This window comes from Methylobacterium sp. 4-46 (assembly GCF_000019365.1).
Taxonomy (GTDB): Bacteria; Pseudomonadota; Alphaproteobacteria; order Rhizobiales; family Beijerinckiaceae; genus Methylobacterium.
Genome location: NC_010511.1, coordinates 2062854 through 2089850, shown reverse-complemented (window position 1 = coordinate 2089850; position 26997 = coordinate 2062854). Strand labels below are relative to the sequence as shown.

28 protein-coding genes, 1 tRNA gene and 2 pseudogenes are annotated in these 26997 nt (G+C 71.7%); 17 read left to right on the top strand and 14 right to left on the bottom strand.

From position 1 onward, the window contains the following. Positions 1-22 precede the first annotated feature (22 nt). Complete coding sequence (locus M446_RS38825) at positions 23-154, top strand: hypothetical protein (RefSeq protein ID WP_018261856.1); 132 nt, start codon at positions 23-25, stop codon at positions 152-154. A 400-nt stretch (positions 155-554) separates the two neighbouring features. Here the strand turns inward: M446_RS38825 and M446_RS08810 are convergent, their stop codons facing one another. The 5 genes and pseudogenes from M446_RS08810 to M446_RS08795 form a co-directional block, all read right to left on the bottom strand. Beyond that, complete coding sequence (locus M446_RS08810; RefSeq protein ID WP_012331753.1) at positions 555-791, bottom strand: hypothetical protein; 237 nt, start codon at positions 789-791, stop codon at positions 555-557. A gap of 508 nt (positions 792-1299) precedes the next feature. Next, positions 1300-1509 carry a hypothetical protein gene (locus M446_RS35050; protein WP_265576571.1) on the bottom strand — a complete coding sequence of 70 codons (210 nt, stop codon included), beginning with the start codon at positions 1507-1509 and terminating at the stop codon, positions 1300-1302. A gap of 142 nt (positions 1510-1651) precedes the next feature. Continuing rightward, positions 1652-2422, bottom strand: a pseudogene (locus tag M446_RS08805) (IS256 family transposase); the annotation flags it as partial. Positions 2423-2464: 42 nt separating this feature from the next. Next, entirely contained in the window at positions 2465-2929 is a 465-nt protein-coding gene (locus tag M446_RS39460) for a hypothetical protein (RefSeq protein WP_012331751.1), read from the bottom strand. A 1131-nt stretch (positions 2930-4060) separates the two neighbouring features. Continuing rightward, a complete protein-coding gene (locus tag M446_RS08795; RefSeq protein ID WP_415926904.1) occupies positions 4061-4192 on the bottom strand; it encodes a hypothetical protein in 132 nt (43 codons plus the stop codon). A 111-nt stretch (positions 4193-4303) separates the two neighbouring features. Here M446_RS08795 and M446_RS08790 point away from each other — a divergent pair, with 111 nt between their 5' ends. From M446_RS08790 to M446_RS08785, 3 genes are all read left to right on the top strand, one after another. After that, the gene (locus M446_RS08790) at positions 4304-4510 is read left to right on the top strand and encodes a CsbD family protein (protein ID WP_012331750.1); all 207 of its coding nucleotides are present in this window, start codon (positions 4304-4306) and stop codon (positions 4508-4510) included. Between the two features lie 34 nt (positions 4511-4544). Next, positions 4545-4796, top strand: coding sequence for a hypothetical protein (locus tag M446_RS36960; RefSeq protein WP_150108612.1), 252 nt, complete (start codon positions 4545-4547; stop codon positions 4794-4796). 133 nt (positions 4797-4929) lie between these two features. Beyond that, positions 4930-5604, top strand: coding sequence for a DDE-type integrase/transposase/recombinase (locus M446_RS08785; RefSeq protein WP_265576570.1), 675 nt, complete (start codon positions 4930-4932; stop codon positions 5602-5604). A gap of 47 nt (positions 5605-5651) precedes the next feature. On the opposite strand, the gene M446_RS08780 is transcribed toward M446_RS08785, so the two are convergent. Further along, positions 5652-5727, bottom strand: a tRNA-Thr gene (locus M446_RS08780). Positions 5728-5902: 175 nt separating this feature from the next. Between M446_RS08780 and M446_RS08775 the strand changes: the two genes are divergently transcribed. Genes M446_RS08775 through M446_RS08760 form a run of 4 tightly spaced genes read left to right on the top strand, consistent with a single transcriptional unit; the run spans position 5903 to position 8230 of the window. Then, positions 5903-6403: a TerB family tellurite resistance protein gene (locus tag M446_RS08775; RefSeq protein ID WP_036270901.1), complete on the top strand. Its 501-nt coding sequence runs from the start codon at positions 5903-5905 to the stop codon at positions 6401-6403. Beyond that, positions 6400-7149 carry a glutamine amidotransferase gene (locus M446_RS08770; protein WP_012331748.1) on the top strand — a complete coding sequence of 250 codons (750 nt, stop codon included), beginning with the start codon at positions 6400-6402 and terminating at the stop codon, positions 7147-7149. Before M446_RS08775 ends, M446_RS08770 begins: the two co-directional genes overlap by 4 nt. Further along, positions 7146-7517, top strand: coding sequence for a CidA/LrgA family protein (locus M446_RS08765; protein WP_012331747.1), 372 nt, complete (start codon positions 7146-7148; stop codon positions 7515-7517). The genes M446_RS08770 and M446_RS08765 overlap by 4 nt, the downstream gene beginning before the upstream one ends. Then, positions 7514-8230, top strand: coding sequence for an LrgB family protein (locus M446_RS08760; protein ID WP_012331746.1), 717 nt, complete (start codon positions 7514-7516; stop codon positions 8228-8230). The genes M446_RS08765 and M446_RS08760 overlap by 4 nt, the downstream gene beginning before the upstream one ends. Positions 8231-8316: 86 nt before the next feature. On the opposite strand, the gene M446_RS08755 is transcribed toward M446_RS08760, so the two are convergent. Further along, positions 8317-10107, bottom strand: coding sequence for an ABC transporter ATP-binding protein/permease (locus M446_RS08755; protein WP_012331745.1), 1791 nt, complete (start codon positions 10105-10107; stop codon positions 8317-8319). Positions 10108-10344: 237 nt separating this feature from the next. On the opposite strand from M446_RS08755, the gene M446_RS08750 reads away from it, so the two are divergent. From M446_RS08750 to M446_RS08735, 4 genes are all read left to right on the top strand, one after another. After that, positions 10345-10977, top strand: coding sequence for a 2OG-Fe(II) oxygenase family protein (locus tag M446_RS08750; protein ID WP_012331744.1), 633 nt, complete (start codon positions 10345-10347; stop codon positions 10975-10977). A gap of 168 nt (positions 10978-11145) precedes the next feature. Continuing rightward, positions 11146-11817 (top strand): hypothetical protein, encoded by a 672-nt coding sequence (locus M446_RS08745; protein WP_012331743.1) that lies wholly within the window; start codon positions 11146-11148, stop codon positions 11815-11817. Positions 11818-11968: 151 nt separating this feature from the next. After that, a complete protein-coding gene (locus M446_RS08740; protein ID WP_012331742.1) occupies positions 11969-12871 on the top strand; it encodes a ParA family protein in 903 nt (300 codons plus the stop codon). Continuing rightward, the gene (locus M446_RS08735) at positions 12861-13439 is read left to right on the top strand and encodes a hypothetical protein (protein ID WP_012331741.1); all 579 of its coding nucleotides are present in this window, start codon (positions 12861-12863) and stop codon (positions 13437-13439) included. The genes M446_RS08740 and M446_RS08735 overlap by 11 nt, the downstream gene beginning before the upstream one ends. A gap of 366 nt (positions 13440-13805) precedes the next feature. Here the strand turns inward: M446_RS08735 and M446_RS08725 are convergent, their stop codons facing one another. The 3 genes and pseudogenes from M446_RS08725 to M446_RS08720 all read right to left on the bottom strand — a co-directional run bounded on the left by M446_RS08725 (position 13806) and on the right by M446_RS08720 (position 17591). Then, the gene (locus M446_RS08725; RefSeq protein WP_012331739.1) at positions 13806-14369 is read right to left on the bottom strand and encodes a cysteine hydrolase family protein; all 564 of its coding nucleotides are present in this window, start codon (positions 14367-14369) and stop codon (positions 13806-13808) included. A 128-nt stretch (positions 14370-14497) separates the two neighbouring features. After that, positions 14498-14692 (bottom strand): annotated as a pseudogene (locus M446_RS38820) (hypothetical protein); the annotation flags it as partial. Between the two features lie 181 nt (positions 14693-14873). Then, positions 14874-17591 carry an EAL domain-containing protein gene (locus M446_RS08720; protein ID WP_012331738.1) on the bottom strand — a complete coding sequence of 906 codons (2718 nt, stop codon included), beginning with the start codon at positions 17589-17591 and terminating at the stop codon, positions 14874-14876. Positions 17592-17975: 384 nt separating this feature from the next. Here M446_RS08720 and M446_RS08715 point away from each other — a divergent pair, with 384 nt between their 5' ends. Continuing rightward, positions 17976-18938 (top strand): alpha/beta fold hydrolase, encoded by a 963-nt coding sequence (locus tag M446_RS08715; protein WP_012331737.1) that lies wholly within the window; start codon positions 17976-17978, stop codon positions 18936-18938. 193 nt (positions 18939-19131) lie between these two features. On the opposite strand, the gene M446_RS08710 is transcribed toward M446_RS08715, so the two are convergent. After that, a complete protein-coding gene (locus M446_RS08710; protein WP_012331736.1) occupies positions 19132-19683 on the bottom strand; it encodes a L,D-transpeptidase in 552 nt (183 codons plus the stop codon). 494 nt (positions 19684-20177) lie between these two features. Between M446_RS08710 and oxlT the strand changes: the two genes are divergently transcribed. The 3 genes from oxlT (at position 20178) to M446_RS08700 (ending at position 23418) form a co-directional block, all read left to right on the top strand. After that, a complete protein-coding gene (oxlT, locus tag M446_RS08705; RefSeq protein ID WP_012331735.1) occupies positions 20178-21452 on the top strand; it encodes an oxalate/formate MFS antiporter in 1275 nt (424 codons plus the stop codon). An 835-nt stretch (positions 21453-22287) separates the two neighbouring features. Next, positions 22288-22446, top strand: coding sequence for a hypothetical protein (locus tag M446_RS38085; RefSeq protein ID WP_168169146.1), 159 nt, complete (start codon positions 22288-22290; stop codon positions 22444-22446). A 279-nt stretch (positions 22447-22725) separates the two neighbouring features. Beyond that, positions 22726-23418 carry a GntR family transcriptional regulator gene (locus tag M446_RS08700; protein ID WP_012331733.1) on the top strand — a complete coding sequence of 231 codons (693 nt, stop codon included), beginning with the start codon at positions 22726-22728 and terminating at the stop codon, positions 23416-23418. Positions 23419-23468: 50 nt separating this feature from the next. On the opposite strand, the gene M446_RS08695 is transcribed toward M446_RS08700, so the two are convergent. Beyond that, entirely contained in the window at positions 23469-24743 is a 1275-nt protein-coding gene (locus M446_RS08695) for an allantoate amidohydrolase (protein WP_012331732.1), read from the bottom strand. Between the two features lie 233 nt (positions 24744-24976). Here M446_RS08695 and M446_RS08690 point away from each other — a divergent pair, with 233 nt between their 5' ends. Continuing rightward, positions 24977-25648 carry an RraA family protein gene (locus M446_RS08690; RefSeq protein WP_012331731.1) on the top strand — a complete coding sequence of 224 codons (672 nt, stop codon included), beginning with the start codon at positions 24977-24979 and terminating at the stop codon, positions 25646-25648. Between the two features lie 61 nt (positions 25649-25709). On the opposite strand, the gene M446_RS08685 is transcribed toward M446_RS08690, so the two are convergent. Next, complete coding sequence (locus M446_RS08685; protein WP_012331730.1) at positions 25710-26060, bottom strand: hypothetical protein; 351 nt, start codon at positions 26058-26060, stop codon at positions 25710-25712. A 63-nt stretch (positions 26061-26123) separates the two neighbouring features. Next, the gene (locus M446_RS08680) at positions 26124-26894 is read right to left on the bottom strand and encodes a Crp/Fnr family transcriptional regulator (protein WP_018261935.1); all 771 of its coding nucleotides are present in this window, start codon (positions 26892-26894) and stop codon (positions 26124-26126) included. Between the last annotated feature and the right edge of the window lie 103 nt (positions 26895-26997).

The window sequence follows — 26997 nt, the reverse complement described above, 5'->3', positions numbered from 1 at the left end:
AAGGCTACAAGAGGCTCCGGGCTTGCCGCGGATCGCCTACCGGGCCGGTATCCGCCGTCAGGGAGGCGCCCTGGCCGAGACTGCGGGGCCGGACGCGCTCCGCCTCGTCCTCGACCTGGTGCGGGCGCTCGACCCCGCCAGGGCCGAGGCTTGAGGAGCGATCGTCACCCAAGCATGGGCCGAGTTGCCCGGTCGGGCGGGGACCAAGCTCTACGAGCACTCGTCTCCGAGTGACCCATCAGCCGAACTGGGATCCGGCCTGATGGCTCGGCCGCTGCGTCCAGACGCGCAAACGCCCGGCGGAAGGTTAGGACCTTGCCCGGGTTACTGTCCTGAGGCCCCGTCTTCGCCTCTACACGGGCCGTCAGCGCCCTTCTGCAGGTTGCGGAGCTTCTCACCTCTGGACCTGCTGAGGCTGTCTATGGGGCTGCTCTTGGTCTCCAGGGCCTATCCCTCGCCGAGGCGGCCGATCCTGGAGTCCTGCACCGATCCTCGACCGGATCTGCACTCCCGATCCCGGCAAGGCCGACGCCGCGCGTCCGCCCTCACCGATGTCAGCCGTACTCCTGGCACCAGCATGTCCATGTGACCTCGAGGTGCGGCGTGAAGGTCTCACGGGTGACTTTGTAGCCGACGCCGTTGAACCATTTGCCGGTGCCGAGGTGAGGCACATCAGCCTTCGTGACGACCCCGCCATCGTGGGTCGTCTCAGTGCCGTCGCGGTGCGTCAGTACGTACAGGATGCGGTTTGTCCGCTTGTGCTCAGTGCCCGCTACTTCGTCATTCGACATTGCGCGGCCCTCTCGACAGCGCTCGGTGCCGGCTGGCTCCTCATCGCCGGATCGAAAGTAGCTGTCCCCCAGAGGCAGGTCAAAGTCCGGCGGCTTGGTCCGAGGGACGGAGCTCACCGTCTCTCCGAACGATGTCAGCGGACGCGTCGGCCATCCTCGGGAACGGCTGAAAGGTCGACATTATAGCCTTTCGCAGCGAGAGCCTCGAGAACGAGGTACTTCACGGTCACGCGTCGATTCAGGGCTTCCTGCCGGAGAGCGGTCCACACCTGATCTGGAACCTCAAACTTCAGAGCAGTCCCCCTGGTAGGAGCAATAGGGTATTTGGGTACTTGGGCCTTTGGGGGTTGCGGCTCACGAGATGGTGCCTGCTCACGGACCTCGGGTGCGGTTGAAGCCCTGGTAAAACCCAGGTCTCCTGCCGCTGCCGCGAGCTGCTCCGCCTCCGCAGGGCTCGTGAGAGGACGGGGCCGTGGAGCAGGCTGGAAAGTCGCCTTTGTGATGATGGTCACGCCGCCTGCTGCTGAGTGGCGAGTACCGCGAGAAGCTCGTCCAGGACACCCGCGACCTCCTGCTTGGCCTTTGGGTCTCCGTCAGGATGGGCGGGCGTTGCGCCGGTAAAGTGGATGGACTGGTAGGCGGCGCGCTGGATGACCTCGGTCTGGGCGTGTCGCAAACGTTCAACGACCGAAAAAATCGTCTCCCAACAGCGCGTCACGATGCCTGCTCACCGCCAGCTCACCCTCCTTCGACAACGTCGGCGAGGCGGATTGACGGGCCCGGTATCGCCTCATCGGACCGGAGTGCGCCCATGCCGGGAGCATAATCTTCTACGCCAAAAATTTTTGCGACACGCCCTGGGCGAGCACGGTCCTCATGAAGGGGACGCGGCACCGCTGCCAGGTCGCGTTCATCACCTTGGCGACCGACGCCTTGAGGCCCGTGTGGGCGTCCGAGATCACCAGCTTCACACCGCGCAGGCCGCGGCGCGCCAGCTTGCGCAGGAACCCGGTCCAGAAGGTCTCGGCCTCGGAGGGGCCGACGTCCATGCCGAGCGCTTCCCTGCGGCCGTCGCTGTTCACACCGACCGCCACGATCACGGCGACGGAGACGATGCGTCCGGCCTGGCGCACCTTCACGGAGGTCGCATCGATCCAGAGAGACGGCCACTCGCCCTCGATCGGCCGGTCGAGGAAGGCATTCACGCGCTCGTCGATCTCCTGGCAGAGCCGAGAGACCTGGCTTTTGGACACGCCGGTGCCGCCCATGGCTTGAACGAGATCATCGACCGAGCGGGTCGAGATGCCCTGGATGTAGGCCTCCTGGATCACCGCCGTGAGCGCCTTCTCGGCCATCCGGCGCGGCTCCAGGAAGGCCGGGAAGTACGAGCCCTTGCGCAGCTTGGGGATGCGCAGTTCGACCATGCCGGCGCGCGTCTGCCAGTCCCGGTCACGATAGCCGTTGCGCTGGACCAGCCGCTCGGCGCTCTTCTCGCCGTGGGCCGCCCCGGTCAGGCCGCCTACCTCCAGCTCCATCAGCCGCTCGGCCGCAAAGCCGATCATCTCGCGCAGCAGGTCCGCGTCGGCGCTCTTCTCCAGCAGCCCGCGCAGGCTCATCATCTCGTCGGTCATCGGAGGTCTCTCGGGTTCGCGGTTGGTGCCAGCAACCCCACCCTACCCGGCAACCGCCGATGACCACCCCGCGAGAGATCCCGCCTGCTTCAGCGCTGTGGAGGGCGCGCAGGCGGGCTCTCTCGCTCTCGTCGAGCTACACCACATCCAGGGACACGACCGCCTTCCTTGCCGTTCGCGACGGGGCATGTGGTGTTCCTTCGCCGGAGATGTAGCCCCGACCTCCTGCGAAGCGGCCGCGTCCACGGACCAGGCGGGCCGCGCCAGCAGGATCGCCGTCCTGACCGCTACGCGCATCTGAGCCTCAGAGGAGTTCCTTGCCGCCAGGACCTCGCGGGCGTGGGGGTTGGCCGCCATGATCGCGCAGACGTCGATCGCGATGCCCTCCGCGAGCGGGCGCGCGCCGGGCTCCGGATCGTTCAGGAAGTTCGTCACGGCCGCGTCGAGCTGCTCGTCGGTAACGCGCTTGCTCTTGTACAGCTGTTCAATAGTGAGCGGATCATGCATATTTAAGCTATAGGTCATATAGAATTACCAATACAAGACACCGTCCTGTCTCGGTCTGGCATCCGACAATTCTCTACTCACCCGCATCTCCGAACTGATCTGCCAAACCGAAGAGTAGCACACTCTACTTACCTGGATGACGATGGGGCGTATCATGCCGGACGACGACTTCGACCTGATCGCCGTGCTCAACGCTCTTCTTCGCGAAGAACGCCAAAAAAGGATCCCTCCGTACGGAGGGATCCGAAGTCGAAAGTGGAAACTCTAGCGGGAGTATACCGCTACGCCGCCGACACGGCGGCGCATCTGCGCTGTGTCATGCTGCAGCGTGTGCCGCTTGATCCAGCGAGACACCGATCATTGTCTCGGCCCGCTCGGTCCTGCAGCGGCGATCCTCTCACCCCATACTGAAGCTTATGCGAATGGGCCGCCCTCAAGCGCGCGAGGCCGAGCACAACCTACATTCCAGCAGTACCAACCTGAAGCTTGGGCGCGTTCCAGACGCATGCCCGTATCGCAAACGTAGTGAGGCTTGGCCGGCAAGCCATGCTGAAAACGCATGCATATTTGAAAACGCATGCATGTTGGCCAAAATTTGAACTTTCAAGTTGTTGCGGTGCAGCGCAATAAGTAACTGCGAGATCGCGATTGAGTCGCGGTTTCGCAGCCCTCATGGCCGTTTCCTCCCTAGACTTCTGGCCGCTGCTGAAAGCGGCCCTCTTTTTAGCTTATGCTAGAGAGGATACGGTCCGGCTTTCAATGGCGGCACTACTGGACACCCCCTACCGGTCAGGAAGTGACGTTCAGGGGTCGTGGCCAAGTCTTGCTCCTGCGAGGCCGGATCATCCTTCACGTCTGCCCAATCTGCTCGCAGCGCAACGCGCCGGCAGCCGAGCAGAACGGTCGGTGCGCCTGGTGCGCCTGCGTTCCCGACCCAGCGGACGTCGAGCCTGCACAGCCTGCCAAGGGGTAGCGGGTCGGACTTTCACAACGCCTGCAGGACGCCCGACCCGCCCGCCTGCTCCGAGCGGTGCGCACCCGGCGCAAGCCCTTCGATCCTCGCAGCTCGGCGGTAGCCGCTCGATTGACCTTTGGCCGAGAGGTCCCGGCGGGCGTTCGTGCGTCTGGCCCTCAGTGGGTTGACCGGCGGTCCACGGTCGGCCGCTCGATCGTCTCGGTCCCGGCCGACGCCAGCAGCCTCAGGGACTCGGCGAGGTCGGTGGCGGTCTCAAGCGGCAGTCCGGTCTGCGGACGTCCGTTCACCCGGACCGGCTCGCCTGTCTGGGAACAGTAGACACCCCAGCCACCACCGATGCCGCCACGGAACGGGCCTCGGCCGCGAACCGTTTAACGGTCTCATAGGAGGAGATCGCCATGGCCGACAAAGACCGCATCGAAGGCTCCGCCGATCAGATGAAGGGCTCGCTCAAACAGACTGCCGGCGACTTGACTGGTGACCAGAAATTGAAAAGTGAAGGGACGATGGACAAGGTCTCCGGCAAGATCCAGAACGCGGTCGGAGGCGCAAAAGACGCGATTCGTGACACGTTCTCGTCCGACAAGGACAACAAGCCCACGTAGCCACAACAAGGGAGCCCGCGGGCTCCCTTTCTCGTTGAAGCAATCCCGTTCCTGTCCAAACGGCCGGACCCCAATACGCGCCGACCCACGCCAGCCACGCTATTCGCGTTTCGCGCCACCAACCGTCAAGATCGCCGCCATCGTACCGGAAGCGAAGCAGGCCGCGGTCGTCGCCCGGCTCAACAACAACCAGTCGAAGCTCCTGCAGATCGCCCGCACCCCGCCGGAACGGGGCGTGTCGCAAGCGTTCAACGGCCAAAAAATTCTTCTCCGAACAGGGCATTAGGATGTCTGCTCACCGCCTGCTCACCTCCACCGACGAGGTTGATGAGGCGGTTTGACGGGCCTGAGATCGCCCCATCGGACCGGGGTGCGCCTCTGCCGGGAGCATAATTTTCTACGGCCAAAATCTTTGCGACATGCCCGTCAAAGATGATGAGACCGCCGCGTCAGCCGTGGCCTTCCTGGAGGAGGCGCTCGCGGCCTTACCTTTCCGGGTCACGCACCTGCTGACGGATCGCGGCTCCTGCTTCACCGCGGATGATTTCGAGGCAGCCTGCCGGCAGCACACGATCGCGCATCGCACCACGCGGCCCTATACGCCGCGCACGAACGGGATGGTGGAGCGCTTCAACGGGCGTGTGCAGCGTGAAGTGCTGGGTATCACGCTCTACAGCCATCAGGATCTTGAAACAGTGCTGGCCGGCTTCAACCTGGCCTACAACGGTCGCCGTCAGCGTGTCCTGAAGGGGCGCTCACCGGACAGGGTCCTGCGCGAGCGGCTGAAGGCGAAGCCGGAGTTGGCCAAGCCCGTCACTAGGCCGCCTGATCCGGACGCACTCCCCGCAGCGCTCAAGGTTGTTGCCGGCGCCAAGGAGGTCTCGCATCCAGACACCGTCTGGATTGCGGAGGATGGCGCGACCATGACCGAGATCGCCACCTACCTGGGCCATAGCGACGATGCGATCACGCAACGGGTCTACGCGAAGCTATCGCCGAATCACCTGCGGCGCGCCTCTCGGGCGCTGGAGGTCGGCCGACTGCGGGTTCAGCAGCCCACAATGGGTTCACACGAACCTGAAAGCGGATCCTAATCGGATCCGCTTGCCAAGCGTAAATGCTTCTGCTGAAATGGGAAAGCTGGTGCCGCAAGAGGGATTCGAACCCCCGACCCTCTCATTACGAATGAGATGCTCTACCAGCTGAGCTATTGCGGCGAGGCAGGCGGGCGAGAGATCCGCCGCCGGCAGGGCGACCTCATACGCGGGTGCGTCGGGCTTGGCAAGCCGGGTGACGGCAGACGAGGTCTCGGCCCGGAGCCGCCCGCGGGTCTTGCGCCGCGGCATGGGGAATGCTTCACGGAGGGGCCACCCCTTGCCGCGCCGCACGCCGATGCCCCTGATGCCCCGCCTCCTCGCCTACGCCGCCGACATGTTCGGGGCGCCCAAGCCCCAGGACGGCGCGGCGGTGAGCGAGGAGCACCTCGCCGCGGCGGCCCTGCTCGTCCACGTGGCGCGGGTCGACGGAACGCTCGCGGCCGTCGAGCGCGACCGCCTCGCCCGGCTGCTGGTCGGCCGCTTCGCCGGGAGCCAGCAGGAGGCCGAGGCGCTGATCGCGCGGGCGATCGACGTGGACGACGAGACCCGCGACTTCGCCGACCTCGTCGCGATGACCGGGCGCGACGCGTCCGAGACGGAGCGGCGCAACCTTCTCGGCATGGCCTGGGCGGTCGCCGCGGCCGACGGGCAGGTGCACGAATTCGAGGACGACCTCGTCTGGCGCCTCGGCCAGCTCCTCGGCTTCGACGAGGCGGCCATCGCGGGCGCCCGCGCGGTCGCCCTGGCCGCCCTCCCGGCCGGCCGGACCGGCGCGCCGCCCGGGGCCGGCGCGTGAGCGCTGCGCCCGGTCGCGCGCCGGACAGGAAACCGGTCCTGATCGTCCTGCACCAGGAACTCTCGACCCCCGGGCGGGTCGGGCGCCTCCTGCAGGAGCGCGGCCATCCCCTCGACGTCCGTCGGCCGCGCTACGGCGATCCGCTGCCCCCCACCCTCGCCGCGCATGCCGGCGCGGTGATCTTCGGCGGCCCGATGAGCGCCAACGACCCCGACGCGTTCCTGCGCCGCGAGATCGACTGGATCGCCGTGCCGCTCGCCGAGCGGAAGCCCTATCTGGGCCTCTGCCTCGGCGCGCAGATGCTGGCGAAGTGCTGCGGCGCCAGCGTCCAAGCCCACCCGGAGGGCCGGGCCGAGATCGGCTACTACCCGCTCGTCCCGACCGAGGCCGGGCGCGGCTTCGCGCGGGAGATCGGGCAGGCGTGGCCCTCCCACGTCTATCACTGGCACCGCGAGGGCTTCACCTGCCCGGCGGGCGCCGAGATGCTGGCGACCGGGGACGACTTCCCCACCCAGGCGATCCGGGTCGGGCCGGCGGCCTTCGGGCTGCAATTCCACCCGGAGGTCACCCACGCCATGCTCTGCCGCTGGACCGTGCGGGCCGCCGAGCGCCTCGCCCTGCCCGGCGCCCAGGATCGCGTCCGCCAGATCGAGGGCCGCTACATGCACGATCCCCAGGTGGCCCGCTGGCTCGACTGCTTCCTGGACCATTGGCTTGCGCTCGGCAACGGAGCCTCGTCCGCATGATCGTCAGCCTCAGTCTTCTCCTGCTCTGCCAGCTCTTCGGCGAGATCCTGGCGCGCGGCCTCGCCCTCCCGCTCCCGGGGCCGGTGATCGGCATGGCGCTCCTTCTCGGGGCGATGGCCCTGCGCGACCGCCATCCCGGCGGCCTGCCCAAGCCCCTCGTCGACGGCACCCTCGAGAGCACCAGCAAGGGCCTCCTCGGCAACCTCTCCCTGCTGTTCGTGCCGGCGGGGGTCGGCGTGGTCGGGCGGCTCGACGTGCTGCGGGCGCAGGGTCCCGCCCTCGCGGTCACCCTGGTGGTCTCGACCCTCGCGGCGCTCGTCGCGACCGCCGTGACCTTCGCCTGGATCTCGCGAAGAGTCGGCCGATGAGCCAGGATTTCGCCCTCTGGGTCTTCCTCGCCCATTCCCCGCTGCTCTGGCTCACCGTCACCCTGGTCGCCTACGTGGTGGCGGACCGGGTCTCGCTCGCGACGAACCGCCATCCCCTCGCCAACCCGGTGCTGCACGCGATCTGGATGATCGGGCTCGTGCTCTTCGCCACCGGCACGCCCTACCCGGTCTACTTCGAGGGGGCGCAGTTCGTGCACTTCCTGCTCGGGCCCGCCACCGTCGCCCTCGCCATCCCGCTCTACGAGCACCGGGCGACGGTGCTGCGGGCGCTGGGGCCGATGCTGGCGGCCCTGGCGATCGGCTCCCTCGTCGCCGTCTCCACCGCCCTCGCCATCGCCCGGCTGCTCAAGGTGCCGGACGACGTGCTGCTGTCGCTCGCCCCCAAATCCGTCACCGCGAGCGTCGCCATGGGCATCACCCAGGCCCTCGGCGGCGACCCGACCCTCACGGCCGTGCTCGTCATCCTCACGGGCATCATCGGGGCGGTGCTGGTCACGCCCGTGTTCGACCGGCTCGGCCTCACCGATTGGCGCGCGCGCGGCTTCGCGGCGGGGCTCGCCGCCCACGGCATCGGCACCGCCCGGGCCTTCCAGGTCAGCGATGTCGCCGGCACCTTCGCGGGGATCGCCATGGGGCTCAACGCCCTGCTCACCGCCGTGATCGTGCCGATGGCGCTCTCGCTGATGCAATGACATCCGGCCGGGCCCCTGTGGGGCCGGCATGCCCCTGCGCGGCCGAGCGGGCCCGCGCGGGGCGGGCCCGCTCGGGGGGGCCGCTCCTACTGGGCCGCCATTACCTCGCGCAGGCCGCGCGGCTCGAAGACGCCGTCCTCCCGCGCCGTCATGGCGAGGCGCCGCTGGTGGAAGGCTTCGAGGGTGGAGCGGTGGCCGATCGACACCAGGGTCGTGCCCGGGAGTTCCTGGCGCAGCATCCGGTAGAGCGCGGCCTCGGTCGGCTCGTCGAGGGCCGCCGTCGCCTCGTCGAGGAAGAGCCAGTCGGGCCGGGCGAGCAGCGCCCGGGCGATGGCGAGCCGCTGCTGCTCGCCGAGCGACAGGGTCTGGGCCCAGGGCGCCTCCTCGTCGAGGCGCGCGACGAGGTGCGGGAGCCGCGCCGCCTCCAGGGCCGCGCGGATCGCCGCGTCGCCGTGGCGCTCCGTGGCGTCCGGGTAGGTGGTGGCCTGCCGCAATGTCCCCATCGGCAGGTAGGGGCGCTGGGGCAGCAGCATCAGGCTCGCGCCCGCGGGCGTGCGCACCGTCCCCTCGCCGAAGGGCCAGATGCCCGCGAGCGCCCGGAACAGGGTCGACTTGCCCGACCCCGACGGACCGGTGAGCAGCACCGTCTCGCCCGCCCGCAGGGCGAGGTCCGGGACGGAGGCGATGCGCCGCCCGTCCGGCAGGCCGAGGGAGAGGCCGCGCACCTCCAGGGCGTCGCCCGCGCCCGGCGCCACCGCGAGCCGGCTCTCCGCCTGCAGGGCCAGCGCCCGGTCCATCGCCGCGTCGAAGCTCGTGAGACGGTCGACCTGGGCCTTGTAGTCGGCCAGCGTGACGTAGAACGTGATGAAGAACGACATCGTGTTCTCGACCCGCGCGAAGGCGCCGGCCGTCTGCGTCATCATGCCGAGCGGGATCTGCCCGGTGAAGTAGTAGGGCGCGACCAGTATGTAGGGAATGACGACGTTGACCTGCTGGTAGCTGACCGTGAAGGCCGAGAGCTTCTTGCGGCGGTCGACGATGGCGTAGAAGTTGGCGATGAGGGCGCCGAAGCGGTCGCGCAGGGAGGCCCGCTCGGCCGGCCCGCCCGACAGCAGCGCCACCTGCTCGCCGTACTCGCGCAGCCGGGCCAGGGAGAAGCGGAAATCCGCCTCGCGGCGCTGCTGCTCGAAATTCAGCGCGATCAGCGGCCGGCCGATCCGGTGGGTCAGCCACGTCACCAGGCCCGAATAGATCAGCGCACCCCAGACCAGGAAGCCGGGCACGTGCCACTCCGTCCCCGGCACCGTGAAGGCCGCCGAGATGGTCCACAGGATCACCGAGAACGAGACCAGGTTCGACACCGCCGACAGGAAGCTGATGGTGATCGTCTGCGTCGTCTGGGTGAACTGGTCGATGTCGTCCGCGATGCGCTGGTCGGGGTTGTCGGCCCGGGCGCCGGCGAAACCCATCCGGTAGTGGACGTTGTGGCCGAGCCAGCGGTCGACGTAGTGGCGCGTCATCCAGGCCCGCCAGCGGATCCGCAGGAACGACTGGATCACGTACTGGATGATCGCGCTGGCCACGTAGATCGCGGCCCAGAAGCAGAACACCGAGAACAGCAGCGCCCAGAACGCCACCGCGTCCTTGTTCTGGATCGCGTTGAACCAGTCGCGGTTGAAATAGGAGAGTCGCACGTTGATCGCGACCTGGGCGAACTCGATCCCGATCACCAGGGCGGCCATGGTGACGGCGACCCACCGCTCCTGCACCCGGAAGGTTCCGAATGGCCAGATGCGGATCTGCGTCTCCTCGCGCGTGACGAAATATGGGTAAGCGAGACGCCAGATCTGCAGGAGGCCCTGCTTGAGTCCGTGCATGCGTGTCTCCCGGGCGGCGCGGCGGCGCGCGCCTGGTGTTCATGTCGCCCGGGCCGCCGCGCCGCAAGGGGGGGGCCCGCGACCGATCCGCCGGCCCGCCCGCGCGGGATCGCGGCGAGGCCGGGGCATCCTGGCCGCGGCCAGGATGCCCCGGCCTCGCCGCAATCGCGGGAGAAGAACGCCGGGTGGCGGTTCCGGCGGGACCGCCGCGCCCCATCCCTGGACCACACGGACACCATGCCGGGCCTTTCGATCCTGAACGTCGACGCCGTGCGCGCCGCCCCGCTCGCGCGCGAGCCCTACTCCTACATCCTCGGCCAGGGCGTCCTGCGGCCCGAGGCGGTCGAGGAGCTGCGGCGGGATTTCCCCGACATCGCCAAGCCCGGCTACCTCACGGTCGACGAGGTGCAGCTCAAGGGGCGCTTCAAGGACCTGATCGAGGAGCTGGAGAGCGACGAATTCTCGGCCGTGATGAGCGAGAAGTTCGGCCTCGACCTCGTCGCCTGCCCGCGCCTCACCACGATCATGAAGCGCTCGCAGCCGAAATACGGGGCGATCCACACCGACGGCCCCTCCAAGGTGATGACGCTCCTCGTCTACATGAACGACGCCTGGGAGGCGCCGGCGGGCGGGCGGCTGCGGGTACTCTACGACGGGCAGAAGTTCGAGCCCTACGCCGTCGAGGTGCCGCCCACGATGGGCACGCTCTTCGCCTTCCTGCGCGCCGACAATTCCTGGCACGGCCACCACCCCTTCGAGGGCGAGCGGCGGGTGGTGCAGGTCGCCTGGGTGCGCGACGCCGCCGAGTTGGAGCGCAAGAGGAAGCGCAACCGCACGGCCCAGTTCCTGAAGGGCATCTTCGGGCGCTGACCCGCCCGGGGCCGGGGCGCCGCGTCCACCGGGGACGCGCCGCGACGGCCGCACCGCGACAAGCACGCCGCGACAACTGGCAGGATTCGCGCCGCGCGCGACTCAAGGGACATTGTCCGGGGATGCCGCGTCCGGGGAATCGGGCGGGGTTCGGGAAGGGGGCGGGGCGTGACCAGGGGGCAGCGCAGCGGGTGGGCGGCGGCGGCGGCACTCGCGGCCCTCGCGGGGGCGTGGGTGGCGGGTGCGGGCGGCCGGGCCGCGGCGCAATCCGACCTCGAGGGCCCGGTCGCCGAGGAGCCGGTCCTGTCGAAGCCCTACCGCTCCACGGTGCCGCAATTCCGGCGGCCCTGGAAGGAGCCGCCCCGCGAGGCGCCGCCGCCCGCACCCCCGGCGACCACCTCCGCCGCCCCGCCCCCGGCGCCCCCCGCCGAGGCGCCCGCCGCCCGGCCGGCCCGGGTGATCCCGCTGCCCTCGCGGGAGACCGCCGCCGCGGCGCCGCCCCCGCCCCGCGCGGACGAGGACGAGGGGGAGGAGACGCCGAAGCCGGACGCCACCTACGTGGGCGTCTGGGGACCCACCGCGGCGGCCTGCTCGATGCGGCAGGCCCGCCGCCTCGGCTACCTGCCGGCGGTGATCCGCGACGACGGCGCGCGGGCGGGCAAGACCTCCTGCGTCTTCCGCGACATGAAGCGGGCCGGCAATTCCTGGACGATGGCGGCGAGCTGCCGCAACGCGCGCCAGCGCTGGACCTCGCACGTGCGCCTGTCGGTCGACGGCAACCGCCTCACTTGGTCGAGCGAGCGCGGCGCCTCGGTCTACGTGCGCTGCTCGCGGGCGTGACGGGGCGGGACGGCCGCCGTCCGGCCTTGACGGGCTTCGCCCCGCGGTGGTGGAACGGGGCGACCGACGAGCCCCGCATGGACCGCGCAGCCCCCTCCCCTCACCCCCTCGCGCCCCGCCCCGCCGTGCGGGGGGTGCCGGGACGGCGCCGATGAGCGGCAAGCTGGTCGCCGTCGCCAACATGAAGGGCGGCGTCGGCAAGACCACGACCGTCGTCATGCTCGCCGACGCCCTCGCGGCGAGCGGGGCCAGCGTGCTCGTGGTCGATCTCGACCCGCAGGCCTCGGCCTCGATCTGCTTCGCGGGCGACGAGATCCTGGCCGACCTGATCCGGGAGGGCCGCACCCTCGACCATTATCTCGGCCTGCGCATCGTCGACCGCGACCGGGCGGTGCTGCCCGACTTCGTCCGCGCCGCCATCAGCACCACGACCCATCTGGGCGAGCCCCTCGCCGTCTCGCTGCTCCCCTCGGGGCCGGACCTGCGCATCGTCGAGCGCGAGATCATCTACGCGCTCACCACCCGCAAGTTCTCGATGCACGCGATCGAGAGCCACCTGTGGAAGCTGTTCCACGAGGATTTCGCCCCGCTGCGCGACCGCTACGACTACGTGCTGTTCGACTGCGCGCCCGGCATCTCACCGATGACCGAGGTGGCGATCCGCGCCTCCGACCTCGTGATTGTCGCCTGCATTCCCGACTTCCTGTCGACCTACGGGCTCAAGGGCTTCTACCGGATGATCTGGGGGACGCCGGGCGGCCCGGAGAGCATGCTGACCCCCCGGCGCCTTCCGCACGTCCTGGTCACGCGCCTGCAGCAGAACGTGAAGCAGCACCAGACGACCCTGCGCTCCCTGACCGAGGGGGCGGCGGCCGAGAACCCGGTCTTCCGCCTGTTCGCCACCCGCGTTCCGCAATCCGCCGCGCTCGCCAACGCCCTCACGCGGCAGTACACGACCTACCGCAACAAGTATCACGACACTTATCACGACTTGATCGGCGGCACGATCGCGCCCCTGATGACCGAGGTGAAGGAGGTGCTGCATGGCGCTTGAGATCGACGGGCTCGCGATCCTGTGCGCGATCGCCGAGACGCCGCAGGCCTTCCCGGCGATCCGGCACGACGTCGCCAAGGCGGCCCAGGCCCTGGTGGTCAGGCAGCTCAAGGCCAAGGACATGACGGTCGACGGCCTTCGCCGGGTGCAGGCGGCGCTCGGCCCGCATCCCCTCGCCCTCCTGGTCGACGGCCTCACGGACGCCGAGGTCAAGACCCTCGTCACCCGCTTCGACAAGCACGGCGCGGCGCTCAAGGCCGGCGGCGCGGTCGAGCTCCGCCGGCGCCTCCTGGCGCTCGCGGGCGGCGCCGCGCCCGAGGCGAAGCCGGTCAAGGTTGCGGCCAAGGACGCGGCCAAGGACTCGGCCAAGGACGCTGCGAAGGCGCCGGCCAAGACCATTGCCAAGCGGCCCGCCAGGGCGCCGGCCAGGGCATCGGCCGGCCCCGCCCGGGATGCCTCGCCCCCCGCGCCGGAGCCCGCCACGCCGCGCCCGCCCGCCGGACACGCCCTCGACTCCGCCGCGATGGCGGCGGTGCCGCCCCGCCGCCGCCGTTCCCCCGCGTCGTAGGACGGGGCCGAGCATCTGGCGCCCGACGTGCTGCGGCCGAGGTCGGGAGGGCGGCGCGCGGCCGTCGGGCCGGTGCCCGGCGCCGGAGGGGACGCCAAGGGAACGCGGCAATGGGGAACGCGGCAATGGGGAGCGCGGCAATGGGGGCCCTGTGGGCGGTCTCCGCCACCGCGTGTTGGGCGCAGGGCAGCGTCGGGGCGCCGACCCCGACCGGAATCCCACCGACGGGCACCAAGTCTCTCGGCAAGGCCGACCGCAAGGCCGCCTGCCGCGGCCGGCCGATCCCGCGCGGGTGAGGCGCCGCGGCCCCCGCCGGCGCGAGAGGCTCGCGCGCCCATCCTCACGGCCGGGGAGCCGGCGGGCAGCTCAGGCGCCGGTGAGGGCGGAGACGGCCTCCCGCGTCGAGACGACCCGGCAGAATTCGTAGGCCAGGGTCGCCCGGTGCACGGCCTGGACCTGCTCGGCCCGGATCACGCCGCCCGCGGTGTCCGGGAGGTCGAAGCAGTCGCAGGCATCGGCGACGAGCGTGATGGCCCAACCCAGATTGGCGCCCGTCCGCACCGTGGTCGACACGCACATGTCGGTGGCGATGCCGAAGACCACCAGGGGTGGCGCACCGAGGCGGCGCAGCCGCAAGTCGAGGTCGGTCCCGATGAAGGCGGAGTTCACGCTCTTGGCCACGACCGGCTCCCCGTCGAGGGGCGCGAATCCGTCGCGGAAGGCGTGACCGGGCAGGCCGGGCCGCAGGGTGGAACCCGGCTCGACCGAATCGTGGCGCACGTGGATGATCGGCAACCCGGCGCGCCGCCACGCGGCGAGGAGTTGGCGGCCGTTGCGGTCGAGGTCGGCGTTCCAGCGGCGCGGCCAGGGCGGCGCGTCGAAGGCGCGCTGCATGTCGATCGGGATCAGGACGGGGGAGTCCGACGGCATCGGGGGGCGCCTCGCGGGTCAGGGGGATCCACCCCCGCCCCGGCCCTACGCGCGAACGCCCCCGCGCGCCAGGCCCGCGCCGGGCAGGGCCGGCGCCGGGCAGGGCCGGCGCCGGGCAGGGCCCGGCCTCATCCCACATCCGATCGATCCCTTCGGGATGGCGGATTCGGGCTTCGCTCACGCGCCGCCTTGATCCGCGCGGGCCGAAACGGCAGGTCGGTCAGCCGCCGCCCCGTCGCCTGACGGATCGCGTTGCCGAGCGCCGCGGCGGTCGGGCCCTGTGCGGCCTCGCCGGTGCCGAGAAAGGGCGCGCCCGGCCGGTCGGGCGGCTCCGCTCGCTGGCCCTGCGGGGCCCGTAGAGGCTCGCGGTGGAGCGGGCGAGCGCGCGGATCTCGTCGTCGCTGGCGGTCGCGTGCGCCTCGACGACCGGGCGCATCGGCCCGGCGGCGCCGCCGTGCTGGGGATCCCGGTCGCGCAGGTCGCGGGCGAGGCGGGCGCGACCGCTCAGGCCGCCTTCGCGTTGAAGAGGCTGCGGATCTCGGTGACCGGCCGGGGCCGGCTGAACAGGTAGCCCTGCAGCTCGTCGCAGCCCTCCTGGCGCAGGATGTCGAGCTGCTCGGTGGTCTCCACGCCTTCCGCCAGCACGCCCATGCCGAGGGCGCGGCCGAGCCCGATCACGGCCCGTACGATCTCGACGCTGTCGGTCTCGCGGGCGAGGTTGCGCACGAAGGATTGGTCGATCTTGATCTTGTCGAAGGGGAAGCTGCGCAGGTAGCTCAGGCTCGAGTAGCCGGTGCCGAAATCGTCCATCGAGATCAGGGCGCCGAGCGTCCGCAGCTCGTGCAGCACGGCGAGCGTGACCTCGTTGTCCTGCAGGAGCACGGATTCGGTGATCTCCAGTTCGAGCCGGCCCGGGCCGAGGCCGGTCTCGGCCAGGACCCGCCGCACCTCCGCGACGAGGTCGCCCTGCACGAACTGCACGGGCGAGAGGTTGACGGCGATCTTGAGGGGTTCGGGCCAGCTCGCGGCCTCGGCGCAGGCCTGGGCGAGCACCCAGGCGCCGAGGGGCCGGATCAGGCCGGTCTCCTCCGCGAGCGGGATGAACACGGCGGGGCTGACGCTGCCGTGCTCCGGGTGGCGCCAGCGCAGCAGCGCCTCGAAGCCGCGCAGCGCGCGGCTGCGCGCCTCGACGAGCGGCTGGTAGTGCACCTCGAACTGCCCCTCGTCGAGGGCGCGGCGCAGGTCGGCGGCGAGGCGGCGGCGGCGCTGGATCTCGAGGTCCATCTCCGCGTCGAAGAACCGCCACGTGCCCCGGCCGGCGGCCTTGGCCTGGTAGAGGGCGATGTCGGCGCTGCGCAGGAGCGCGTCGGGGGTGGGGTCGGCGCTGAGCGCGGTGGCGACGCCGAGGCTGGCGCCGATCACCACCTGCTGGCCCTGGATCTCGAAGGGCTGCTGCAGGACCGCGACGACGCGCTCGGCGAGCAGGGCGGCCTGCCGGGGCTGCTCGGCCCCCACCTGCACGATGGCGAATTCGTCGCCGCCGAGCCGCGCCACGCGGTCGGTCGCGCTCACCACCCCCCGCAGCCGCCGGGCGACGAGGCGCAGGAGCTCGTCCCCGGCCGGGTGGCCGAGGCTGTCGTTGACGACCTTGAACCCGTCGAGGTCGAGGCAGAGCACCGCCCCGACATCCCCGTAGGGCCGCCTCGCGAAGACCTCCTCCATCCATTCCCGCAGGGGAATGCGGTTGGGCAGGCCGGTGAGCGCGTCGTGGCGCGCCAGATAGGCGATCTGCTCCTCGCTGCGGCGCCGCTCGGTCACGTCCTCGTGGGTGCAGACGAAGCCGCCGGCCGGGATCGCCGCCTGCACGACGCTGATCGCCCGCCCATCGGCGAGGTCGACCGTGAAGGCGACCGGGTCGTCCGCCCCCTCGGGCCGGCGCCGCAGCGCGCCCTCGGTGCCGTGCGCCGCGAGGCGGGCGAGGAGGTCGGCGAGCGGCGTCCCCGGCCGGGCGAGGTCGGCCGGCACGCCGTGCATGGCGGCGAAGCGCGCGTTCATCAGGATCAGCCGGTCGTCCCTGTCGAACAGGCAGAGGCCCTGGGTCATGCTGTCGAGGGCGATGCCGAAGCGGGCGTACTGGGTGCGCAGGTCGCACTCGCCGCGCGCGCGCTCCTCCGCGGCGGCGCGGGCCGCCTCGGCCTCGGCCAGCCGCTCCCGGCCCCGGATCTGCCGCGCGCCCAGGACGACGAGCCCGAGGAGGCCGAGATCGAGGCCCAGGGCCGCGGCCCCGAGCGCCCCGGCCTGCCGGCTCCAGGCCGCGAGGCAGGCCTCGGCCGTGCGGCTGATGCTGAGGAGCACCGGGTAATTGGCGAGGCCGCGCACGGCGATGAGACGGTCCTGGCCGTCGATCGGGCTCACGTTGCGGATCACGCCGCTGCGCGAGCCCAGCGCCGCGATCAGCGCCGCGCCGGCATTGCCGAAGCTGCGGCCGATCGTGCCCTCCCGGGCCGGGTGGCGCACCAGCAGCACGCCGTCCTGGCGGAACATCGACAGGACGTAGTCGGGGGCCGGGGCGGTCTGGCGGTAGAGGCGCTCGAAATACTGCAGCTCGACCGCCCCGAGGACGAGGCCGAGGAAGCGGCCGTCCGAGCCCGAGACCTTGCGGGCGATGTAGATCGTCCAGGCGCCGTCGCCCCGGTTCTGCACCGGCTTGCTGATGAAGCGCTGCAAAGCGGGGTCCGCCACCAGGGCCTTGAAATAATCCCGGTCGGAGATGGTGACGTCGGGGATCGGCCAGTAGCGCGAGAAGTTGCGCAGCTTGCCGGTCTCGTCGATCAGCGTGATGGCGTTCACCTGCGGCAGCGCGGCGATCCGGGCGCGCAGCAGGTCGTGCATCGCCCGCGAGGAGACCTGCGCGACGTACTCCTCCTCGGTGACCACGTCGTTGGCGCGGATCTCCTCGATGATGCCCTGCTGCACGAGCTCGATTGCCTGCAGGGCCCGGTCGGCCTGCTCGCCGAGGCTGATCGACAGGCCGGCGAGGCTCTGCTGGGCGTCCTCCACCGCCCGCGCGTGCAGGTCGCGGACGAGCAGCAGCGCGGCGGAGGCGATCAGCACGGCCAGCAGCGCCCCGGCACCCGCCAGAACCCAGACCGGCCGCCAGCGCAGGGCCGCGCAGAGGGCCGTCGTGCCGCGCTTGAGCCAGGAGAGAGCCACGCGATCCATCGTCGTTCCCGGGCGTCAGTGGGGCTCCGGCGGCGGCGACCTGGCACCCCGGAGAGCCGAACATTCGACAATTCTGCGCAAGCTGGAGCACGGCGTTAACCGTGCTGTTCGAGTTAGGGCGGCGCTCTCTCGACGTGCATACGGCCTATGTCGAACGCATGAGCACCTGAGATTCAGCGGAGATCCTGGCCGTTCGGGCGTGCGTCATGGCAGCCTTCATAGGATCAGGACTCTGCCTGATCATTAAAGTGATCCGAGAAAGACTGGCATAAGGGCAGATGGCGGGCCGGACCGGGACGGCGGCCGCCCCGCGTGGTAACGCTGGGCGGTCCGGGGCCCGGCGGACCGCTCCCCGGCCCCGGAGGAGACCCCATGACCCGAGCGATGGGCGCATCGGCGCCGCGGGCGGCGGAGATCCGCCACGAGATCCTCGACCTGCCCGGCCTGCGCCAGCACGTGGCGCGGGCGGGCGAGGGCCCTCCCCTCGTCCTGCTGCACGGCTGGCCCGAATTCTGGACGAGTTTCGAGCCGCTGATGGCCCGGCTCTCCGACCGCTTCAGCCTGATCGCGCCGGACCTGCGCGGCTTCGGCGAGACCGGCCGCGATCCCGCGGCCCCGCCCGACCCGACCGTGGATGCGCAGGCGCACGCGGCCGACCTCCTCGCCCTGCTCGACGCGCTCGGGCTCGCCCGGGTCGGGCTCGTCGGGCACGATGTCGGGGCCTACGTGATGCAGGCCTTCGCCCGGCGCCACCCCGAGCGGCTCGCGGGCCTGTTCTTCTTCAACTGCCCCACCACCGGCATCGGGCCGCGCTGGGCCGCCGCCGCCCACCTCAAGGAGACCTGGTACCAGTACTTCCACCAGCAGCCCTTCGCGGCCGCGCTGGTGGGCGCCTCGCGCGAATCCTGTGCCGCCTATATCGGGCATTTCCTGCGCCACTGGAGCGCCGACCCGGAGGCCTTCGCGCCGATGATGGAGCGCTTCATCGACAATTTCATGCGGCCGGGAAATCTCCAGGGCGGGTTCGACTGGTACCTCTCGGCCGCGCCGGGGCGCCAGCAGGTGATCGCCGGCGAGGCGCCGCGCCTGCCGCCGATCCCGGTGCCGACCCGGGTGCTCTGGGGCGCCCGCGACCCGATCATCCGGGTGGAGTGGATGGACGCCCTCGGGGAGACCTTCTCGGACCTGGAGGCGGGCCGCGCCGAGGAGGCGGGCCACTTCGTGCACGTCGAGGCTCCCGACCTCGCCGCCGAGGCGATCGCGCGGTTCTTCGGCGGGCGGATGGGGGCTGATGCGCTGTCCGGAGGATCACGCCCGGACAGCGTCACGAGCCCGCGCGGCGCTTGAGCGAAGCCGACATCCGCATGGCCGAAATGGGAGATGGCGAAGCAATCCGTCGGATGGCGGACGATCCGGGTTTCGGACGAACGCTCCGGCCGCCGGCGCGGCCGAGCGATGCGCGGCGCCGGTCGCGCGGCGCGACGCGATCGATCGGGCGGCGCGGCCCGCCGGCGCGGCCGAGCGGCGCGGGGCCGCCGGCTCACGGCGCCCGCGGCTTCGCCCCCGGCTCGCCCGCGATGATCCCGGAGACGAGCGGGTTGAAGCTGGTGAGGCGCCGGTAATCGAGGGGGGCGGCCGGGCTCGCATCCCCGCCCGACGCGATCGCCTCCGTGCCGCTCACCTCGATGCGGGTGCGCCCGAGCCCCTGGGCCTGGACGAGGCCGAACAGGATCCGGGCGTGGCCGGGGCTGAGCCGGATGCAGCCGTGGGAGGCCGGGCTGCCGAGGCGGCCGACGGCGCGGCTGCCGTGGATCGCGTGGCCCGCATCGGTGAAGAAGACCGAGAAGGGCATCGGCGCGTCGTCCCACTCCCGCGAGTAGTGCTCGCGCGCGAGGCGGGAGGGGGCGAAGGAGCCCGAGGGCGTCGCGTAGCCCGCGGCGCCGGTCGAGACCGGCCAAGTGTAGCGCTCCTGCCCGTCCACCGTGACCGTCATGCGCTGGGCCGCCTTGTCGACCGCGACCAGCAGGTCGGCCCGGGCGGGGCCGAGGCCGAGGCCGAGGAGCACCGCCCCGATGACACCGATCCGGACCATTCCGCCCCTCCCCTCGCCGCGTCGCTCACCGGGAAGACGGCCGGACACGGCCGAGGTTCCCGCTCCCCGGGCCTCAGGTCAAGCCGGCAGCGGCCGCCCGGGACCATTGTCCGGCCTTGTTGCGGCCGGCCGCCTGTGATGTGACTCCCGGCCATGTCGCGCCAGGCTGCACCAATCCCCGGCGGCGGAACGGAGCGGAGTACGCGTGCAATGCAGCATGAAAGCGAACGTTCGTTCAGTTGAACACGTTGCATGACTGCTCCGGCGGGCGCGGGAACGCGGATCGAGTCCGTGGATTCATCCTTGGTCTTGATGCGACCGATTGACAGCGGCCTCGACCTCGGACCACACTCATCTGGTATACCGTCGACCTAGGACGGAGAGGCGAGGCGACCGGGGACCGGCGCCGCGCACCGGGTTGGCGCCGGCCAGCGAACGCAGAGTCGCGGCGGCGCGCGAAGACCTCTTAACCAACACGACCAGGAGAGACGCCGATGTCAGGGACACAGGAGAACGCCAGAGGGGGGCGCTGGCTGCAGCTCGCCTTCGGGGTGATCTGCATGTGCATGATCGCCAACATGCAGTACGGCTGGACCTTCTTCGTCAATCCGATGCAGGAGCGGCACGGCTGGGAGCGCGCGGCGATCCAGGTCGCCTTCACGCTGTTCGTCGTCACTGAGACGTGGCTGGTGCCGATCGAGGGCTGGTTCGTCGACAAGTACGGCCCGCGGATCGTCACGCTGATCGGCGGCGTGCTCTGCGCCATCGCCTGGGTGATCAACTCCTACGCGACGTCCCTCACCGTCCTGTACATCGCGGCCGCGATCGGCGGCACCGGGGCGGGCGCCGTCTACGGCACCTGCGTGGGCAACTCGCTGAAGTGGTTCCCGGACCGCCGCGGCCTCGCGGCCGGCATCACCGCGATGGGCTTCGGCGCGGGCTCTGCCCTGACCGTCGTGCCGATCCAGTGGATGATCAAGACGCAGGGCTACGAGTCCGCCTTCTTCTACTTCGGCATCGGCCAGGGCCTCGTCGTCTGCCTGCTCGCCCTCTTCCTGGTCGCGCCCCGCAAGGGCGAGGTGCCGGAGGTGGCCCGGGTCAGCCAGAGCCGGCGCGACTACACGCCCGGCGAGATGGTGCGCACCCCGATCTTCTGGGTGATGTACGCCATGTTCGTCATGATGGCGGCGGGCGGCCTGATGGCGACGGCCCAGCTCGGCCCGATCGCCAAGGACTTCAAGATCGCCGACGTGCCGGTGAGCCTGCTCGGCGTGACGCTGCCGGCGCTGACCTTCGCGGCCACCCTCGACCGGGTGCTGAACGGCGTGACGCGGCCCTTCTTCGGCTGGGTCTCCGACCATATCGGCCGCGAGAACACGATGTTCCTGTCCTTCGCCATCGAGGGCCTCGGCATCTACGCGCTCAGCGTGTTCGGCAGCGACCCGGTCGCCTTCGTGATCCTGACGGGCCTCGTGTTCTTCGCCTGGGGCGAGATCTACTCGCTGTTCCCGGCCACCTGCGGCGACACGTTCGGCACCAAGTACGCGGCGACCAACGCGGGCCTGCTCTACACCGCCAAGGGCACCGCGGCCCTGATCGTGCCCTATACCAGCCTGCTCACGACCTGGACCGGCAGCTGGCACGCGGTCTTCATCGCCGCGGCCGCGCTCAACATCGTGGCGGCGCTGATGGCAGTCCTGGTGCTCAAGCCCATGCGGGCGGCCTACACCAAGTCCGCCGCCGTGCTGACGCCGGCCCCGGCCGCCTGACGCCGGCCCCGGCCCCGCACCACCCCACCGACGGCGCCGGCACCCCCGGCGCCGTTTTCGCGTCCGCAGCGATCGTTCCCCGGGGCCCGGCCGACGGTTCGGCGACGGCCCCCGGCCCCGCCCCCGCGGAGCAGGCGACGCGGGGGAACCGTCCTCCCGCGCGACCAGGCCGGCGGCGGGCCGCTCCCTCGGGCCGAGCGGGCCGCCGCGGCAGGAAGCTGCCCTGGCGAGGCCCCCGCCCGAGGGCCCGGCCGTGCGCGCCCGGGCGAGCGAGACGGTGTCCCGCGGTCCCTCGACGGACGTCTCTCACCGCGTGCGGCATCCAACCCCCCTCCTCTCGCTCTGGACGGGGGCGGCATGGCCGTCCCGCTCGGTTGTCGGTGCGGCGGGACAGAGGCCGGTCCGATGCCGACGCGACCTCGGACCCGCGGCGCGTTCGCGACACCGGGCCGATCGCCGGGATGACGAATTATCCCAAATCCGCTTGATCCCTTCGGGATGGCGGATTGGGGCTTCGCTCAGGCGCCGCGCGGGCTGGTGATCCGCTTGATCCCTTCGGGATGGCGGATTGGGGCTTCGCTCAGGCGCCGCGCAGGCGTGTGATCCGGGATCCGCTTCGATCAAGCGGATCCCGGATCAGCCCCCGCGCCGAGGCCGGTCCCGCCCGCGCAGCACGCCGCCGCAGAACCCGATCACTCCCGCCGCGGAATGGCGCTTCGTCGCAGGTTCCACGCCACCCATGCACCCGCGGAATGCCTCGGTTGTGGTGTCTGGTATACCAAGTTGCGCCGCAGCATGGCACTTATCGCGGCGCACCATAACCGAGGCCATTGCGATGATCGTCTCCGCCACCGCCTTCCTCGCCGCCCTGATCGGCCTGCAGGGGATCCTCGTCGTGAAGCTCGCCGACCGGCTGACGCCCGGCCCCGGCCGCACCGGCACGGCCGAGCGCCCCGCCGTCCCCGCGAACGGCCGCTACGTCGGCATCGCCTGAGCGGGGCCGGACGAAAGTCCAAGTCACCCCCTTGGTCCAGGTCGCAACCCAAGTCGCACCGTGACCATCCCAAGATGTAGGCGCCGCTGCCCGACATCTGATACTATCGGTTGTGGCAACGTGCCCCGCCCTCTTGCATCGCCGGCGACACGAGGGCATCGTCTCGCTGGCATGCCACGCATGCCTGCTTTATGAGGATTCGCGTCGTCCCGGAACCGGGGCGGGGCGGAGGGGCCGGGGACACGGGGCGCCGGCCGCGGGAAGCGTCAGGTGCAGCCGATGGCAAGCGACAAGAATTTCGCGGTTAAACCGATCGTCACGAATTCGAGCCTGCGCACCCTGGCGTACGAGGCGCTGAAATCGGCGATCACCAACATGGACATCTATAACAGCGGCGAGGAGATCCGGCTCGACGAGCGCAAGCTGTCGCAGGATCTCGGGGTGAGCCGCACGCCGGTGCGCGAGGCCCTCACGGTGCTGGAGCAGGAGGGCTTCGTCCGCTCGGAGCCCCGCCGCGGCGTCTTCATCGTCAGGAAGACGAAGAAGGAGATCATCGGGATGATCCACGCCTGGGCGGGCCTGGAGAGCATGGCGGCGCGGCTCGCCTGCTCCCGCGCCTCGGACGCGGATCTGCGGTCGCTGCGGACCGGCTTCCCGGAATTCTTCCAGGACGCGCCGGCCGAGCACCTCGCCGAGTATTCCGACGCCAATATCCGCTTCCACCAGACCATCATCTCGCTCGGCCGCTGCGAGGTGATCGAGAGCCTCGCCAGCAACCTCCTCATCCACGTGCGGGCGGTGCGCAACATCGCCCTGACGCAGGGCGACCGCGCCAAGACCTCGATCCAGGACCACCTGCGCATCATCGAGGCGCTGGAGGCGCGCGACGCCGCCCTGGCCGAGCGCCTCGTGCGCGACCACGCCCTCGGCCTCGCCGAGCACGTCGACCGCTACGGCGACTTCCTCGACTGAGCGGCCGGCGGGTCGGGCGCCGAGGCCCCCCGCCGAAGGAGAAGGCCGGGTCAGGCCCCGGCCTTCTCCGCCAGCCCGAGCACCGCGTCGATCAGCACCCGGGTCGCCGCATCCGCGTCCGCGACGGTGATCGCTTCGGCGGGGTTGTGGCTGATGCCGGCGCGGCAGCGCACGAACAGCATCGCGGCGGGCGCGATGGCCGCCAGCGCGGCGGCGTCGTGGGTGGCGCCGGAGGGCAGGCGCGGCGGCGCGAAGCCGTGACGCCGGGCCGCCGCCTCGAGGGCCGCCTGCAGGCCGGCATCGAGGGCGACCGCCGGATTGTCCATGAAGGTCTCGGCGGCGAAGCCGAGGCCGCGGCGCTCGGCGATCTCCCGGCAGGCCGCCTCGACCTCGGCGACGAGCCGGGCGCGCACCGCGTCGTCGGGGGCGCGCAGGTCGAGGGTGAAGTCCACCCGGCCCGCGATCACGTTGACGGCGCCCGGCGCGACGTCGAGGGCGCCCACCGTCGCCACCGCGCCCGGCATCGCGGCGCCCAGCCGCTCGACGGCGAGGACCATTTCGGCGGCGCCCGCGAGCGCGTCCCGGCGCATCCCCATCGGCACCGTGCCGGCGTGGTTCGCCTCGCCCGTCACGGCGCAGCGCGCCCGGGTGATGCCGGCGATGGCCGAGACGATCCCGACCGGCTGCCCCGCGGCCTCGAGGGCGGGCCCCTGCTCGATGTGGACCTCCAGGAAGCCCGCCACCGTGGCCGGGTCGCGCGCGAGGGCGGGGATGCCCTCCGGGTCGCCCCCGAAGGCGACGAGCGCGTCGCGCAGGCGGGTGCCGTCCTTGTCGCGGCCGTCGAGCCAGTCGGGCCGGTAGCGGCCCGCGAGCGCCTTCGAGGTCGAGAGGCTGGTGGGGAAGCGCACGTTCTCCTCGTCCCCGAAGGCGACGAGTTCGAGGGCGAAGGGCAGCGGCGCGCCGCGGGCCAGGATCTCCTCGGCGGCGACGAGGCCGCAGATCACCCCGAGATTGCCGTCGTAGCGCCCGGCATCGACCACGCTGTCGATGTGCGAGCCGAGGATCAGGGCCGGCAGGCCGGGCGCCGCGCCCTCCCGGCGGGCGACCACGCTGCCCGCGGCGTCGATGCGGGCGGCGAAGCCCGCCCGACCCATCCAGCCGGCCACCGTCTCGGCGGCGGCGCGGTGGGCGGGCGAGAGGTAGAGCCGCGTCAGCCGCCCGGGCTCGTCGGTGTGGCGGGCGAGGTCGTCGATCAGCGCCATCACGCGGGCGCCCAGGCGGAGATCCTGGTTGCGGAGATCCTGGTTGCGGAGATCTTCGGTCATGCGCTCGTACGGTTCATCGGGTCCAAAGGGCAGCGGCTGCAAATCCGGCGCCAGGGCGCCCCGCCGGGCTCCCGGGAGTAGCGCGATCGCGCCGCGGGGAAAACCACCCCCGCGCCGGGAGACCCGGCTGGGGGGCGAGACATCCCGCCCGCGCCGTGCCATCCCTTGGGAGAGGCGGCCCGGTTCGCGCCCGGCGAGAGGCGGGCGGGCCGCCAGCGGAGGAGGACGCAGCCATGCCCGTGACCCTTCACGCCGCCCCGGCCGGCGCGCTGCCGGCCGAGGTGATCGCCCGCTGGCGCGCCGTGCCGGTCGCCGTTGCGGTCGATCTCGCGGCGGACGGCCAGATCGACCCGGCGATCCGCCCGCTCTGCCCGGCCGGGCGCCAGCCGCGCCTGTTCGGCCGCGCGGTCACGGCCCTGTGCGAGCCGCCGGATTTCGGCGCGGTGCTGCACGCCGTGGACCTCATCGGGCCCGGCGACGTGCTGGTGATCGCCGCGGGCGGCGACGCGCGGACGGCGATGATCGGCGAGATCGTCGGCGGGCAGGTGCGGCGGCGGGGCGGGGTGGGGCTCGTCTGCGACGGCGCGGTGCGCGACGTGGCCCTCCTGGCGGGCTGGGGCGACCTCCCGGTCTTCACCCGCTTCGTCACGCCGCGCGGGCCGACCGGGGCGGAGCGGGGCGCGGTTAACGCCCCGGCCGTGGTCGGGGGAGCGCGGGTGGCGCCGGGCGACCTCGTGATCGGCGACGATGACGGGCTCGTCGTGCTCTCGCCCGACCTCGCCGTATCCCGCATCGGCGACGCGGAGGCCAAGCTCGCCCGCGAGGCCGGCTGGGAGGCGAGCCTCTCCTCCGGCCTCTCGCTGCGCGAGACGTTCGGCCTCGCCGCGCCGCGCCCGGGCGGCTGAGCGGTCTCGGCGCCCCGCTCTCGGCTCATGGCCGGAGCGGTGAGCGCCTCGGCGAAGGGGCTCAGGGCGCCGCCTCGTAGCGGCCGGCAAGGCGGCGGCACGCCTCGGGCGGGTTGCCGGCCAGGAGGTCGAGGGCGACGCCGCCGGCCGGACCGCCCGGCAGGACCATCCGGAAGCTGCAGACCGCCGTCGCCCCCGACAGGCACAGGTTGGCCTGGGGCGAGGTGCAGGCCTGCGCCGACATCTCGCCGAGCGCCGAGGTCGTCACGGCCCGGCCGGCGCCGAAGCGCAGGGTCTCGCCGGTGCCCGCCTGCAGGTAGCGGCGCGCGCCCTGCTCCTGAGCGAGGCAGGGTGCGAGGCAAATCCCCGCCGCGGTGACCAGCAGCCCCACCCGCCCGCGTCCGATCCCCATCCGCCCCTCCCGCGCGCTCCTCGGCGTGATCTATCGCGGCGGGGGCCGGCGCCGAGGGGCGGCTCAGGGCATCAGGACCGGCCTGAGATAGCTCGGGTCGAACTCGGCGATCCCCTCCAGCCGGTCCCGGTCGAGGATGTGGAGGGTGCGCCCGCGCAGGTCGGCGGCCTCCTGGCGGCGCAGCTCGTGCAGCGTGCGGTTCATGTGCACCGTCGACATGCCGAGGGTGAGCGAGAGGTCGATCTGCGTCATCGGCAGATCGTAGGCCGCGTCGCCGGCGAGCCCCACCACCTGCAGCCGCGCCCGGAGCTCGCAGAAGAGGTGCGCGGTGCGCTCCAGGGCCGAGCGGCAGCCGAGATTGGCGAGCCAGGTCCGCAGGATCGCCGCCTCCACGAGCTTGGCGGCGCGCAGCGCCGAGGCGATGCCGGGATGCGCCGCCCGGATCTCGGCCAGGAGGGCGCGCGGCAGGAAGGCGACCGTGCAGGCCGACAGGGTGGCGAGCGAGGCGTCGGCCCGGCGCACCGTGACCGCGTCCGCATCCGCGATGTCGCCGGGGAGCAGGTAACCGACGATGTGGCGCGTCCCGATCGTGCGCAGCTTGTAGCAGCAGGCGGCGCCGGCCAGGATCGCGTAGGCCCCACCCGGATCCTCCCCCTCGCGGACGAGGTCGGTGCGCGGGCCGACCGGTCGCGAGGCCATGCTCAGGCGGTTGACGACGCCGATCTCGGCCTCCGACAGCGGCCTGTGCGCGGAGAGCCGGCGGGCGAGGACGCTGTGTCCGTTCCGCTCGCCCCCGACAGCGGCGCCCGCCTCGTCACCGCTCACGCGCGGCACGCGGGAGCCTCCGCGCGCGCCGAGCCCGGGCGCAGCCCTCCGCTCGGCGATCTCCGGACAGGCGGCGCGCAGCATCCCCGCGCACCCGACGCTACGCACCCCA

Coding starts and splice junctions, on each gene's coding strand:
- M446_RS08765 (WP_012331747.1), top strand. CDS start 7,146: ATGATCGTCAGCCTCAGTCTTCTCCTGCTCTGCCAGCTCTTCGGCGAG.
- M446_RS08775 (WP_036270901.1), top strand. CDS start 5,903: ATGCCCCTGATGCCCCGCCTCCTCGCCTACGCCGCCGACATGTTCGGG.
- M446_RS08790 (WP_012331750.1), top strand. CDS start 4,304: ATGGCCGACAAAGACCGCATCGAAGGCTCCGCCGATCAGATGAAGGGC.
- M446_RS08695 (WP_012331732.1), bottom strand. CDS start 24,743: ATGACCGAAGATCTCCGCAACCAGGATCTCCGCAACCAGGATCTCCGC.
- M446_RS08760 (WP_012331746.1), top strand. CDS start 7,514: ATGAGCCAGGATTTCGCCCTCTGGGTCTTCCTCGCCCATTCCCCGCTG.
- M446_RS08725 (WP_012331739.1), bottom strand. CDS start 14,369: ATGCCGTCGGACTCCCCCGTCCTGATCCCGATCGACATGCAGCGCGCC.
- M446_RS38085 (WP_168169146.1), top strand. CDS start 22,288: ATGATCGTCTCCGCCACCGCCTTCCTCGCCGCCCTGATCGGCCTGCAG.
- M446_RS08750 (WP_012331744.1), top strand. CDS start 10,345: ATGCCGGGCCTTTCGATCCTGAACGTCGACGCCGTGCGCGCCGCCCCG.
- M446_RS08700 (WP_012331733.1), top strand. CDS start 22,726: ATGGCAAGCGACAAGAATTTCGCGGTTAAACCGATCGTCACGAATTCG.
- M446_RS08755 (WP_012331745.1), bottom strand. CDS start 10,107: ATGCACGGACTCAAGCAGGGCCTCCTGCAGATCTGGCGTCTCGCTTAC.
- M446_RS08735 (WP_012331741.1), top strand. CDS start 12,861: ATGGCGCTTGAGATCGACGGGCTCGCGATCCTGTGCGCGATCGCCGAG.
- M446_RS08740 (WP_012331742.1), top strand. CDS start 11,969: ATGAGCGGCAAGCTGGTCGCCGTCGCCAACATGAAGGGCGGCGTCGGC.
- M446_RS08690 (WP_012331731.1), top strand. CDS start 24,977: ATGCCCGTGACCCTTCACGCCGCCCCGGCCGGCGCGCTGCCGGCCGAG.
- oxlT (WP_012331735.1), top strand. CDS start 20,178: ATGTCAGGGACACAGGAGAACGCCAGAGGGGGGCGCTGGCTGCAGCTC.
- M446_RS08785 (WP_265576570.1), top strand. CDS start 4,930: ATGCCCGTCAAAGATGATGAGACCGCCGCGTCAGCCGTGGCCTTCCTG.
- M446_RS08720 (WP_012331738.1), bottom strand. CDS start 17,591: ATGGATCGCGTGGCTCTCTCCTGGCTCAAGCGCGGCACGACGGCCCTC.
- M446_RS08810 (WP_012331753.1), bottom strand. CDS start 791: ATGTCGAATGACGAAGTAGCGGGCACTGAGCACAAGCGGACAAACCGC.
- M446_RS08715 (WP_012331737.1), top strand. CDS start 17,976: ATGGGCGCATCGGCGCCGCGGGCGGCGGAGATCCGCCACGAGATCCTC.
- M446_RS08710 (WP_012331736.1), bottom strand. CDS start 19,683: ATGGTCCGGATCGGTGTCATCGGGGCGGTGCTCCTCGGCCTCGGCCTC.
- M446_RS08685 (WP_012331730.1), bottom strand. CDS start 26,060: ATGGGGATCGGACGCGGGCGGGTGGGGCTGCTGGTCACCGCGGCGGGG.
- M446_RS39460 (WP_012331751.1), bottom strand. CDS start 2,929: ATGCATGATCCGCTCACTATTGAACAGCTGTACAAGAGCAAGCGCGTT.